The sequence below is a fragment of the Serratia sp. TSA_105.2 genome, from assembly GCF_052692115.1.
On record NZ_JBQZFT010000004.1, the window covers coordinates 306,098 to 319,075 of the forward strand.

Annotated in this window: 9 protein-coding genes; 8 read left to right on the top strand and 1 reads right to left on the bottom strand. The window is 60.4% G+C overall.

Annotation, left to right across the window (positions count from 1 at the left end):
- Positions 1-104 precede the first annotated feature (104 nt).
- Positions 105-1,031 (bottom strand): LysR substrate-binding domain-containing protein, encoded by a 927-nt coding sequence (locus tag ACUTSC_RS15665; RefSeq protein WP_197767008.1) that lies wholly within the window; start codon positions 1,029-1,031, stop codon positions 105-107.
- Between the two features lie 191 nt (positions 1,032-1,222).
- Between ACUTSC_RS15665 and pvcA the strand changes: the two genes are divergently transcribed.
- The 8 genes from pvcA (at position 1,223) to kefC (ending at position 12,952) form a co-directional block, all read left to right on the top strand.
- A complete protein-coding gene (pvcA, locus tag ACUTSC_RS15670) occupies positions 1,223-2,188 on the top strand; it encodes an L-tyrosine isonitrile synthase (RefSeq protein ID WP_197767007.1) in 966 nt (321 codons plus the stop codon).
- Between the two features lie 96 nt (positions 2,189-2,284).
- Positions 2,285-3,148 (top strand): TauD/TfdA dioxygenase family protein, encoded by an 864-nt coding sequence (locus tag ACUTSC_RS15675; protein WP_445653430.1) that lies wholly within the window; start codon positions 2,285-2,287, stop codon positions 3,146-3,148.
- A gap of 24 nt (positions 3,149-3,172) precedes the next feature.
- Positions 3,173-4,432, top strand: coding sequence for a nucleotide disphospho-sugar-binding domain-containing protein (locus ACUTSC_RS15680; protein WP_197767157.1), 1,260 nt, complete (start codon positions 3,173-3,175; stop codon positions 4,430-4,432).
- A 263-nt stretch (positions 4,433-4,695) separates the two neighbouring features.
- Positions 4,696-5,517, top strand: coding sequence for a 4-hydroxy-tetrahydrodipicolinate reductase (dapB, locus tag ACUTSC_RS15685; RefSeq protein ID WP_197767005.1), 822 nt, complete (start codon positions 4,696-4,698; stop codon positions 5,515-5,517).
- A gap of 470 nt (positions 5,518-5,987) precedes the next feature.
- Complete coding sequence (carA, locus tag ACUTSC_RS15690; RefSeq protein ID WP_048232622.1) at positions 5,988-7,136, top strand: glutamine-hydrolyzing carbamoyl-phosphate synthase small subunit; 1,149 nt, start codon at positions 5,988-5,990, stop codon at positions 7,134-7,136.
- 16 nt (positions 7,137-7,152) lie between these two features.
- Positions 7,153-10,377: a carbamoyl-phosphate synthase large subunit gene (gene carB / locus ACUTSC_RS15695; protein ID WP_197767004.1), complete on the top strand. Its 3,225-nt coding sequence runs from the start codon at positions 7,153-7,155 to the stop codon at positions 10,375-10,377.
- A 171-nt stretch (positions 10,378-10,548) separates the two neighbouring features.
- Positions 10,549-11,106 (top strand): glutathione-regulated potassium-efflux system oxidoreductase KefF, encoded by a 558-nt coding sequence (kefF, locus tag ACUTSC_RS15700; protein WP_197767003.1) that lies wholly within the window; start codon positions 10,549-10,551, stop codon positions 11,104-11,106.
- Positions 11,099-12,952 (top strand): glutathione-regulated potassium-efflux system protein KefC, encoded by a 1,854-nt coding sequence (kefC, locus tag ACUTSC_RS15705; protein ID WP_197773598.1) that lies wholly within the window; start codon positions 11,099-11,101, stop codon positions 12,950-12,952. The genes kefF and kefC overlap by 8 nt, the downstream gene beginning before the upstream one ends.
- Positions 12,953-12,978 lie beyond the last annotated feature (26 nt).

Consider the following 12,978-nt stretch of genomic DNA (forward strand, 5'->3'; position numbering starts at 1 on the left):
GCTGGCGCAAAGTCATTAATAATAATATCATTAGGCTGCAATCTAAATAGGGCCCGGTGTTGGAAAAGTGATTACAATAATAGATGTTGCAGATGTTTCTTATTTTATTCCTGCCGAATATGTTCTAAGGCGTTTAATCCTTTCTCCTTTAAATAGAGCTTCATATGCTCCAGCAATCGTCGGACTTTTAATGGCTGGATCTCCCGGCGCGGCATAATGGCATAGCAATTTATTTCCGGTAATCGCCAGTCGGGCAATATTTCAATCAACTCGCCGCTGAGCAACTCACGTTCAACGTTGGCGAAGAAATTGCGAATGATACCCTTGCCGGTCAGCGCCAACTCCTTCATCGCCATGCCGCTATTGGTGAACAAACGCCCGGTCATGCGCATGCGGTGTTCACCGCCGTCGCGATGGATAAGGCGGACAAACTGCGGGTTGCCGAGCGGCGTAAAGGTCACCCAGTGGTGATGGCTCAGCGCCTGCGGCGAATCCGGCACGCCGTGGTGTGCCAGGTAGGCCGGCGAGGCGCACAACACTTCGCGGCAGCGCGCCAGCCGCGTGGAAACGTAGCTGGAGTCGGCCAGCACGCCGCCGCGTATCGCCAGATCGATGCGTTGCGCGATCAGGTCTATCTTCTCATCGTGGATCTCCAGCCGCAGCGTGAGCTGAGGATGCTCGTCGAGAAAGCTTTGCAGCGCCGGCACCAGATAGTGAGTGGCGAATTCGGTGGAGGTGGCGACGCGCAGTTCGCCGACCAGCTCGCCGCGCAGCGCGGCGATCCGTTGTTGGCCGCGTTCGGCGGCGTGGATCATCAGCAGGCAATCCTCATAAAAACACAATCCTGCTTCGGTCAGACTCAATGAACGCGTCGACCGCAACAGTAATTGAATGCCCAGATGTTCCTCCAACTGGCGAATATGTTGGCTGACGGCCGAGGTCGTCATGCCCAATTCTTTTGCCGCCATGCTGAATGCGCCGCAATCGACCACTTTTGAGAAAATGGCCATGCGTTTTAAAATATTGCTCATAGTTTGTTAAGCACAACTTAACCAAGATTGTGAATTATACGGGCTAATAATATAGCACCATCTCTTCTATATTGCCTGAAGCATATAAACGCCGGGCTAATTATTATCTCGCAGAGGTTTTTTCTCTTTTTGATAAATCTTATTGCGCTTTTCAATAATACACCCGCGCCGCATCGCAACAGGAGCACATTGTGGACAGCGTTCAGAAAGATGAAATAGCGTTAAAGATCCTACGTGAATTATTGCAATACCGCCGCCGTTTCCCCGGCGGCGACAGCTCGATCGCCGAAGAAGAGCGGCGGGTCACTCAGGTGCAATTGCCGCGCATTCGGGCATTCATCGAAAACGAGCAACGTATCGAATTCGTGCTGCCGGCCTTTCCTACCAAGTCGCCCAACACCAACAAGGTGATCGGCGCGGTGCCGGACATGGCGGAGCGGCTGTCGCTGATCTTCCTCAACTCGCTGTGCCAGCGCATTCAGCTCTATTACCCGCCGGGGGCGCATATCGTTATCTGCTCCGATGGCCACGTGTTCGGCGATCTGATCCGCGTCAGCGACGACGCGATCAACCACTATCAGCGCGAGATTGAAGGCCTGCTGCATGAAGTGGGCGCGACGCACCTGAGCGTGTTCAACCTCGGCGACGTCAAAGGCCTGGCGGAGCATACCGACGATTACGATCTGCTTCGCCGGCTGTTGGTGGACGGCTACGCCGAATCGGAAGAGGCGATCAAGCAACAGCTGATGCAGGACGAACAGGGCCTCTTGCTGTACCGCGCCATCACGCGCTTCCTGTATGAAGACAGCCAGCTGCCGGGCTACAGCGGTTCCAACGCCGCGCTGCAGAAGGACGCCAAGCAGCGCGCCTGCGGCGTGATCCAACGCAGCTGGGCCTGGGGTAACCTGCTGGCGCAACATTTCCCGGCGGCGATCCGCCTGTCGATTCACCCGCAGCCGGTCGACAGCCTGAAAATGGGCATCCACATGATGCCGACCAAAGACGACTGGCTGACGCCGTGGCACGGTGTGGCGGCCAACGTGAACGGCCAGTTCGTGCTGATGAAGCGTAAAGACGCGCAGAGCCTGGACGGCGAACTGGTGGAGATCCGCGGCACGCCGAGCCATTACCTTATCGAGCAGCCACAGATGGCCTGAGGCCGCCGCAGGCTTTTGCGCCCGAAATCCTGGCGGGCGCGTTTTTGACGGCACGTTGCCGTGTGAGCAGCACATTCGATGCAAGGAGAATCACCGATGAACAACCAACCGCTTAATTGCCATATCCAACCGAATACCCCGTTCGGCGCGATCCTGACGCCGCAGCATCCGGGGCAAAAGATCGGCGATCTGCCGGTGACGGCGCTGCGAATGCTGGCGCAGGAACACCACTTGCTGGTGCTGCGCGGATTCGACTCCGGTTTCAGCGAGGCGGAAGTCCTGACTCGCTATGCCGAACAGTGGGGCGAGATCATGATGTGGCCGTTCGGTGCGGTGCTGGACGTGAAGGAACATCCGGACGCCAAGGATCATATCTTCGACAGCAGCTACGTCCCGCTGCATTGGGATGGCATGTATAAGCCGACCATTCCTGAGTTCCAGCTGTTCCACTGCGTGGCGGCGCCGTCGCAGGACGAAGGCGGGCGCACTACCTTCGTCGATACCACGCGGCTGTTGGCCAATGCGGACGAAGCGCTGCTGGATCAGTGGCTGTCAGTGTCGATCACCTACCGCATCAAGCAAGTGGTGCATTACGGCGGCGAAGTCTGTTCGCCGCTGGTGGTGCAGCACCCGAACGGCAGGGGCTTGATCATGCGCTACAATGAACCGCCGACGGAAGGGAAAAAATTCCTCAACCAGCATGCGCTGGAATATCACGGCGTGCCGGAACAGCAGCAGGAACAGTTCCATCACACTCTGCAGCAGCATCTGTACGATCCGCGTCACTATTATGCCCATCAGTGGCAGCAGGGCGACGTGGTGGTGGCGGACAACTTCTCGCTGTTGCACGGCCGTGAAGGTTTTACCGCCCGTTCCGCACGTCATTTGCAGCGCGTGCATATTCAGAGCAACCCGGTGTGCGCCAATCTGGCGCTGAAGCCGGCCAACGCAGAAGCGTAAAGGAGCATTATGGCAAGGATACTGATGGCGGCGGTCGCCACTCCGGGGCACGTCTACCCGATGTTGGCTATCGCTCGCCACCTGATTGCCCAAGGGCATCAGGTGCGGGTGATGACCGGCGCGCTGTTTCGCGAACGCGCCGAGGCGGCGGGCGCGAACTTCGTGCCGTTCGACGCGCAGGTGGATTTCGATTATCGCCACCTGGAAGAGCACTTTCCGGCGCGCGCCGCGCTGCCGCCGGGCAATGCGCAGATGGCGCTGGCGCTGAAGGATTTCTTCGCCGCACCGATCCCGTTGCTGGATCGGCAGCTGCGTACGGCCATCGCCGCCGAAAAGACCGATCTGCTGATGGTGGAGAACTGCTTCTACGGCGTGCTGCCGCTGCTGCAGTCCGCCGAGCGGCCGCCGGTCTTCGGTATCGGCGTCACGCCGCTGTCGTATTCTTCACGCGATGCTATTTTTTATGGCCCGCGTATTCCGCCGGCGCTGCTGCCGCAGGCGTTGACCCGTGAGCAGCTGGTGGATGAAGAAACGCGCGTGCTGCTTGATGAAGTACAGCAGAGCTTCGATGCGGCGCTGGTGCAGGCGGGCGGGCGGGCGCTGAATCGTCCGTTTACCGATGCGTTGATCGGCGGCTGCGAGCGTTTCCTGCAATTGGCCACCACGGCGCTGGAATATGAGCGTGACGATCTGCCGAGCGGCGTGCGCTTCGTCGGCCCGCTGCGCAGCGGCGGCCAGCCGGCGGCGGAAGAGACGCTGTGGGAGGCGGACGATCGTCGGCCATTGGTGATCGTGTCTCAGGGCACGTTGGCCAATGTCGATTTGCATCAGCTGATCGTGCCGACGCTGCAAGCGCTGGCGCATTTGCCGGTGCGGGTGCTGGCCACCACCGGCGGGCGGGGGACGGAAGGGCTGATGGACGCACTGCCAGGCAATGCCAGAGTGCGGAAGTTTATCTCCTTCGAACGCTGGCTGCCGGAGGCGGCGCTGCTGATCACCAACGGCGGTTACGGCTCGATCAACTATGCGCTGGACAGCGGTGTGCCGCTGATCGTCGCCGGCACCGGCGAGGACAAGCTGGAGGCGGCCGCGCGCGTGGTGGCCGCCGGCTGCGGCATCAGCCTGCACACCAGCACGCCGACCGCCGAACAGATCCTGGCGGCGGCGACGCGCATTCTGCAACAGCCGATCTATCGGCAACGCGCGGCGCTGGTACGTGAGGACTATGCCCGCCACGACGCGCTGACGGCGATCGCCAACGAAGTGGCCGCCATTACCGCCTGACCTCGCCGTTCTTCCTTCCTCAGGCGCCGTTTTCGGCGCCTTTTTTCTGCATTTTTTTGCGATGGAAACTGCATGATTATGTACAATCGTCGCAGGCCGCCAAATCGGTTGAATGTTAATCTCACGACAGCGCCGCTGATGAGAACGGAGGAATATCATAATTTTCTAATTATGAAATGAATCCTCTGGCGACGCTGAAGCGGGGCGGTTACCCTGAATCGATAGCCTAATGGGATAGGCGTCAAATCAAGAAGAGAGCAAGCATGAGTGATTCACAAATCCGCATTGCGATTGCGGGCGCCGGCGGCCGGATGGGCCGTCAGTTGATCCAGGCGGTGCAGCAGGCGGAAGGCGTGGTGTTGGGGGCGGCGCTGTCGCGTCCGGGCTCCAGCCTGGTCGGCGTCGACGCCGGTGAACTGGCGGGCATCGGCGCGCTGGGTATCAAAGTGAGCGACAGCCTGGAGAAAGTGGCGAGCGAGTTCGATATTTTGATCGACTTTACCCGCCCGGAAAGCACCCGGGGCTACCTGGATTTTTGCGTGGCGCACCACAAGGCGATGGTGATTGGCACTACCGGCTTCGATGACGCCGGCAAACAGGCGATCCGCGATGCGGCGCAGCATATCGGCATCGTGTTCGCCGCCAACTTCAGCGTCGGCGTCAACCTGGTACTGAAATTGCTGGAGAAGGCCGCGCAGGTGATGGGCGACTATACCGATATCGAAATCGTTGAGGCGCACCACCGCCACAAAGTGGATGCGCCGTCGGGCACGGCGTTGGCCATGGGCGAAGCGATCGCCGGCGCGCTGGGGCGCGACCTGAAAAGCTGCGCGGTCTATGCGCGCGAAGGCCATACCGGCGAACGCGATCCGAAAAGCATCGGCTTTGCCACCATTCGCGCCGGCGATATCGTCGGCGAGCACACCGCGATGTTCGCCGACATCGGTGAACGGGTGGAAATCACCCATAAGGCCTCCAGCCGGATGACTTTTGCCAGCGGCGCGGTGCGCGCGGCCGCCTGGTTGCATAACCGGGATAAAGGTCTGTTTGATATGCGTGATGTGTTGAATTTGGACCAATTATAATTTATTTGCATACCATCGTGATGTGGTTGTATTGGTCATAATGCTATGATAATCGGACAATAATTTTATTGTCCTTTTTTTTAACATGAAAAATAAAGCGTTGGCTATGCTTTGCTGCTTTGATTGCTGTTTGTTGTCGTTTATCTTGCTAATCATCCCATTTTTATCCGCAGAATCTCATTTCAGCGTCTTTTTGAGCCCATTCCAGCACCGTTTCCCGTCATTCTTCCCCGCAACCGTTTTCCAGCCCTGGTTTTCTGTGTTTTTATCGCCGCTCAAGCCGCATGAGCGCCGAGAACTGCAAAAATAAAACAAAAAACGGCAGTTTGGGTAGACAAGCCAGGCACTCATCATTAAAATGCGCCCAATTTGCCAAAAATTGGCCTCGCGGACGGTTTTTGCATTGATTTAGATCGCGACATCTGAATTAATATGCAAATATTGTGATTGATTATTCCTCGGAGGATGTTTTGATAAAGTCAGCGCTATTGGTTCTGGAAGACGGAACCCAATTCCACGGTCGGGCCATCGGGGCAGAGGGAACGGCAGTGGGGGAAGTGGTCTTCAATACGTCGATGACCGGTTATCAAGAAATCCTCACTGATCCTTCCTATTCCCGCCAGATCGTTACTCTTACTTATCCTCATATCGGCAATGTCGGCACCAATGCTTCCGACGAAGAATCCTCCGCAGTACACGCCCAAGGCCTCGTCATTCGTGACCTCCCGCTGATCGCCAGCAACTACCGCAACGAAGAAAGCCTGTCCGACTACCTCAAGCGTCACAACATCGTGGCAATCGCCGATATCGATACCCGTAAATTAACCCGCCTGCTGCGCGAGAAGGGCGCCCAGAACGGCTGCATCATCGCCGCCGACTCGCCGGACGCCGCGCTGGCCCTGGCCAAGGCGCAAGGTTTCCCGGGGTTGAAGGGCATGGATCTGGCGAAAGAGGTCACCACCCAAGAGGCCTACAGCTGGCAGCAAGGCAGCTGGACGCTTGAAGGCGACCTGCCTGAAGCCAAGACCGCCGCGGAACTGCCGTTCCACGTGGTGGCTTACGACTACGGCGCCAAGCGCAACATCCTGCGCATGCTGGTGGATCGCGGCTGCCGCCTGACCGTGGTGCCGGCGCAGACCCCGGCCGACGAGGTGCTGAAAATGAATCCGGACGGCATCTTCCTATCCAACGGCCCGGGCGACCCGGAGCCTTGCGACTACGCCATCGCCGCCATCAAACAGTTCCTGGAAACCGACATTCCGGTGTTCGGCATCTGCCTGGGCCACCAGCTGCTGGCGCTGGCCAGCGGGGCGAAAACCATGAAGATGAAACTCGGCCACCACGGCGGCAACCACCCGGTGAAGGATCTGGACAACAACACCGTGATGATCACCGCGCAGAACCACGGCTTCGCCGTCGATGAAAACAACCTGCCGGCGAACCTGCGCGTCACGCACAAATCGCTGTTCGACCACACGGTGCAGGGCATTCACCGCACCGACAAAGCAGCGTTCAGCTTCCAGGGTCACCCGGAAGCCAGCCCAGGCCCGCACGATGCCGCGCCGCTGTTCGATCACTTCATCGAACTGATTGAGACTTACCGTTCTAACGCCAAATAATCAGGAGCAGTAAAAAATGCCAAAACGTACAGACATAAAAAGCATCCTGATCCTCGGCGCTGGCCCGATCGTTATCGGCCAGGCGTGTGAGTTCGACTACTCGGGTGCCCAGGCGTGTAAAGCGCTGCGCGAAGAGGGTTACCGCGTCATTCTGGTCAACTCCAACCCGGCGACCATCATGACCGACCCGGAAATGGCTGATGCGACCTATATCGAGCCGATCCACTGGGAAGTGGTGCGCAAGATCATCGAAAAAGAGCGTCCGGATGCGGTGCTGCCGACCATGGGCGGCCAGACGGCGCTGAACTGCGCGCTGGAGCTGGAACGTCAGGGCGTACTGGCCGAGTTCGGCGTTACCATGATCGGCGCGACCGCCGATGCGATCGACAAGGCCGAAGACCGTCGCCGTTTCGACGTGGCGATGAAGAAAATCGGTCTGGACACCGCGCGTTCCGGCATCGCGCATACCATGGAAGAAGCGCTGGCGGTAGCCGCTGACGTCGGCTTCCCGTGCATCATCCGCCCTTCCTTTACCATGGGCGGCACCGGCGGCGGCATCGCCTACAACCGCGAAGAGTTCGAAGAGATCTGCGAACGTGGCCTCGACCTGTCACCGACCAAAGAACTGCTGATCGACGAATCGCTGATCGGTTGGAAAGAGTACGAGATGGAGGTGGTGCGCGATAAGAACGACAACTGCATCATCGTCTGCTCCATCGAAAACTTCGACGCCATGGGCATCCACACCGGCGACTCGATCACCGTCGCACCGGCGCAGACCCTGACCGACAAGGAATACCAAATCATGCGCAACGCCTCGATGGCGGTGCTGCGTGAGATCGGCGTCGAAACCGGCGGCTCCAACGTGCAGTTCTCGGTCAACCCGAAAACCGGCCGCCTGATCGTTATCGAAATGAACCCGCGCGTGTCGCGCTCTTCGGCGCTGGCGTCGAAAGCCACCGGTTTCCCTATCGCCAAGATCGCCGCCAAGCTGGCGGTGGGTTACACCCTCGATGAGCTGATGAACGACATCACCGGCGGCCGCACCCCGGCATCGTTCGAACCGTCCATCGACTACGTCGTGACCAAGATCCCGCGCTTCAACTTCGAGAAGTTCGCCGGTGCCAACGACCGCCTGACCACCCAGATGAAGTCGGTCGGCGAAGTGATGGCCATCGGCCGCACCCAGCAGGAGTCGCTGCAAAAAGCGCTGCGCGGTCTGGAAGTGGGCGCCACCGGCTTCGATCCGAAAGTGAGCCTGGACGATCCGGAAGCGCTGACCAAGATCCGCCGCGAGCTGAAAGACGCCGGCTCTGACCGCATCTGGTATATCGCCGACGCCTTCCGCGCCGGGCTGTCGGTTGACGGCGTCTTTAACCTGACCAACGTCGACCGCTGGTTCCTGGTGCAGATTGAAGAACTGGTGCGCCTGGAAGAGCAGGTGGCCGAAGCGGGCATCAACGGCCTGGACAAAGCGTTCCTGCGCACCCTGAAGCGCAAGGGCTTCGCCGATGCGCGTCTGGCCAAGCTGGCCGGCGTCGCCGAGAGCGAAATTCGCAAGCTGCGCCACAGCCACGGCCTGCATCCGGTGTACAAGCGTGTGGATACCTGCGCGGCGGAATTCGCCACCGACACCGCCTACATGTACTCCACCTATGAAGAAGAGTGCGAGTCCAACCCGACCAACGACCGGCCGAAAGTGATGGTGTTGGGCGGCGGGCCGAACCGTATCGGCCAGGGCATCGAGTTCGACTACTGCTGCGTGCACGCCTCGCTGGCGCTGCGCGAAGACGGCTACGAGACCATCATGGTCAACTGCAACCCGGAAACCGTTTCCACCGACTACGACACCTCCGACCGTTTGTACTTCGAGCCGGTAACGCTGGAAGACGTGCTGGAGATCGTGCGCATCGAGAAGCCGAAGGGCGTGATCGTGCAGTACGGCGGCCAGACCCCGCTGAAGCTGGCGCGCGAGCTGGAAGCCGCGGGCGTGCCGATCATCGGCACCAGCCCGGACGCCATCGACCGCGCCGAAGACCGCGAGCGCTTCCAGCAGGCGGTTAACCGTCTGGGCCTGAAGCAGCCGGCCAACGCCACCGTCACTGCCATCGAGCAGGCGGTGGAGAAGGCGGCGGGCATCGGCTATCCGCTGGTGGTGCGCCCTTCCTACGTGCTGGGCGGCCGAGCGATGGAAATCGTGTATGACGAAATCGATCTGCGCCGTTACTTCCAGACTGCGGTCAGCGTGTCCAACGATGCGCCGGTATTGCTGGACCGCTTCCTGGACGACGCGGTGGAAGTGGACGTCGACGCCATCTGCGACGGCGAGCGCGTGCTGATTGGCGGCATCATGGAGCACATCGAGCAAGCGGGCGTGCACTCCGGCGACTCCGCGTGTTCGCTGCCGGCATACACCCTGAGCCAGGAAATTCAGGACGTGATGCGTCGCCAGGTGGAAAAACTGGCGTTCGAGCTGCAGGTGCGCGGCCTGATGAACGTGCAGTTCGCGGTGAAAGACAACGAAGTCTACCTGATTGAAGTGAACCCGCGCGCCGCGCGCACCGTGCCGTTCGTGTCCAAAGCGACCGGCGTGCCGCTGGCTAAAGTGGCCGCGCGCGTAATGGCGGGCAAAACGCTGGTCGAGCAGGGCGTGACCGAAGAAATTATCCCGCCGTACTACTCGGTGAAAGAAGTGGTGCTGCCGTTCAACAAATTCCCGGGCGTCGACCCGATTCTGGGGCCGGAAATGCGCTCTACCGGGGAAGTGATGGGCGTGGGCCGCACCTTCGCGGAGGCTTTCTCCAAAGCGATGCTGGGCAGCAACTCGGGCATGAAGAAACAGGGCCGCGCGTTGCTGTCGGTGCGTGAAGGCGACAAGGCTCGCGTGGTCGATTTGGCCGCCAGCCTGCTGAAGCAAGGCTTCGAGCTGGACGCCACCCACGGCACCGCGGTGGTGCTGGGCGAAGCGGGCATCAACCCGCGCCTGGTCAACAAGGTGCACGAAGGGCGTCCGCACATCCAGGACCGTATCAAGAATGGCGAGTACACCTACATCGTCAACACCACGGCCGGTCGTCAGGCGATTGAGGACTCCAAGCTGATTCGCCGCAGCGCCCTGCAGTACAAGGTGCACTACGACACCACGTTGAACGGCGGCTTCGCCACCGCGATGGCGCTGAAAGCGGATCCGACCGAGCAGGTCACGTCGGTGCAGGAAATGCACGCGCGCATCGGCAAGTAACCGTGCGATAACGCTAGGCCAGGGGCGCTGCAGATGCAGCGCCCTTTTTTATTCAGCGAATTTGTCGGCAGGCGTTAAAAATTTCCGCTATCAATCAGTGGGCAAACTGTCACCCTGTGTGATTGGTATATGCTTGGTGTATTGGCAAGGAACGAAGGAACGACGATAACAATGATTCTGATAATTTATGCTCACCCGTATCCCCGGCATTCGCATGCCAATCAGCGCCTGCTGCAGGCGGTGAGGGATCTTCCCGAGGTAGAGGTGCGCTCGCTGTATGAGCTGTACCCCGATTTTAATATCGACATCAACGTCGAGCAGCGGGCGCTGGAGCGCGCCGACCTGGTGGTGCTGCAGCATCCGATGCAGTGGTACAGCTTCCCGCCGCTGTTGAAGCTGTGGATCGACAAAGTGCTGGAGCACGGCTGGGCCTACGGCCACGACGGCAACGCGCTGGTGGGTAAAGACTGTCTGTGGGCGGTGACCAGCGGCGGCGACGAGCACCACTTCGAGCTGGGCGACTTTCCCAACTTCGCCGCGCTGGCGCAGCCGCTGCAGGCCACGGCGATTTACTGCGGCATGAACTGGCAGCCTTATTTCGCCCTGCACAACACCTTTACCTGCAACGAACCGGCGCTGCTCGCCGCCGGCGAAGCCTATCGTCAACGGTTGGTCGACTACCTGATGGAACATGCCAAAGCGGAAACTCGGGAGGCCAGCCATGGATAACCACCACATGATGATCGAGGGGCTGATCTACCTCGGTTCCGCGGCGCTGTTCGTGCCGATCGCGGTGCGACTGGGGCTGGGGTCGGTGCTCGGCTACCTGATCGCCGGCTGCATTATCGGCCCCTGGGGGCTGAAGCTGGTGTCGGACGCCGAGTCGATTCTGACCTTCGCCGAGATCGGCGTGGTGCTGATGCTGTTTATCATCGGCCTGGAGTTGGATCCCAAGCGGCTGTGGACGCTGCGCGCCTCGGTGTTCGGCGGCGGCAGCATTCAGATGGTGGGCTGCGGCCTGGCGCTGAGCGCCTTCTGTTATTTCCTTGGCCTTAACTGGAAGGTGGCGCTGCTGATAGGTCTGACGCTGGCGCTCTCATCCACCGCCATCGCCATGCAGGCGATGAGTGAACGCAATCTGACGCCGTCGCCGATCGGCCGCAGCGCATTTGCGGTGCTGCTGTTCCAGGATATCGCGGCGATCCCGCTGGTGGCGATGATCCCGCTGCTGGCCAGCAGCGGCGCGACCACCACGCTGGGCGCTTTCGTGCTGTCGGCGGCCAAGGTGGTGGGCGCGTTGACGATAGTGGTGTTGCTCGGCCGCTACGTCACCCGCCCGCTGCTGCACTTCGTCGCCCGTTCGGGCATGCGCGAAGTGTTCAGCGCCGTGGCGCTGTTCCTGGTGTTCGGTTTCGGCATCCTGCTGGAGATGGCCGGGCTGTCGATGGCGATGGGGGCGTTCCTCGCCGGGGTGCTGCTGGCGAGCTCGGAATACCGCCACGCGCTGGAGAGCGATATTCAGCCGTTCAAGGGACTGCTGCTGGGTCTGTTTTTTATCGGCGTTGGCATGTCGATCGACTTCGGCACGCTGTTCCATCATCCGCTGCTGATCGCCTCGCTGCTGCTGGGCTTTATGCTGATCAAGGCGGCGCTGCTGTGGCTGATTGGGCCGCTGCTCGGCGTGCCGAAGCGCCAGCGCGGCCTGTTTGCCATTCTGCTGGGGCAGGGCAGTGAATTCGCCTTCGTGATCTTCAGCGCCGCGCAGCTGGCCGGCGTCCTGCCGGTCGAATGGGCCAAGTCGCTGACGCTGGCGGTGGCACTGTCGATGGCGGCCACGCCGCTGCTGCTGGTGATCGCCGCGCAGCTGGAGAAAAATGCGCCGAAAGAGGAGCGCCCGGCTGACGTCATTGATGACGAGAATGCCAGCGTGATCATCGCCGGCTTTGGCCGTTTCGGCCAGATCGCCGGCCGTTTGCTGTTGGCCAACGGCGTGCACACCGTGGTACTGGATCACGATCCGGACCATATCGAGACGCTGCGCAAATTCGACACCAAGGTGTTCTACGGCGACGCCACGCGTGCCGATTTGCTGGAAGCCGCCGGCGCCGCCCACGCCAAGGTGCTGATCAACGCCATCGACGACGTGGAAGACAGCCTGGCGTTAACCGAACTGGCCAGGCAGCACTTTCCGCATCTGAAGGTGGTGGCGCGAGCGCGCGACGTCGATCACTGGTATCAGCTGCGGCAGCTGGGGGTGGAAAAACCGGAGCGCGAAACCTTTGAAAGCTCGCTGCGCATCGGCCGTGAAACGCTGGAACTGCTGGGGCTGGACGCCTATGAGGCGCGCGAGAAGGCGGACACGTTCCGCCGCTATAACCTGAAGATGCTGGAAGATACGCTGGAGAATTATCAGGACACCGAGTTCCGCATCGCCAGCCTGCAGCGGGCCAAGGAGATGCTCAGCGCGGCCATCGAGCAGGATCAGAATCGGCTGGCACGGGTGCAGCAGACCGGCTGGCGCGGCAGTATCGACGGCAAGGCGCCGGAGGACGACGTGGTGGAAGCCAAAGGATAAGAGTAGGGGCGCCGTGATGGCGCCCC

Excerpts from the sequence above, each read along its gene's own strand:
- ACUTSC_RS15665 (WP_197767008.1), bottom strand. The coding sequence starts at position 1,031 with ATGAGCAATATTTTAAAACGCATGGCCATTTTCTCAAAAGTGGTCGAT.
- ACUTSC_RS15675 (WP_445653430.1), top strand. The coding sequence starts at position 2,285 with ATGAACAACCAACCGCTTAATTGCCATATCCAACCGAATACCCCGTTC.
- ACUTSC_RS15680 (WP_197767157.1), top strand. The coding sequence starts at position 3,173 with ATGGCGGCGGTCGCCACTCCGGGGCACGTCTACCCGATGTTGGCTATC.
- dapB (WP_197767005.1), top strand. The coding sequence starts at position 4,696 with ATGAGTGATTCACAAATCCGCATTGCGATTGCGGGCGCCGGCGGCCGG.
- carB (WP_197767004.1), top strand. The coding sequence starts at position 7,153 with ATGCCAAAACGTACAGACATAAAAAGCATCCTGATCCTCGGCGCTGGC.
- kefF (WP_197767003.1), top strand. The coding sequence starts at position 10,549 with ATGATTCTGATAATTTATGCTCACCCGTATCCCCGGCATTCGCATGCC.
- kefC (WP_197773598.1), top strand. The coding sequence starts at position 11,099 with ATGGATAACCACCACATGATGATCGAGGGGCTGATCTACCTCGGTTCC.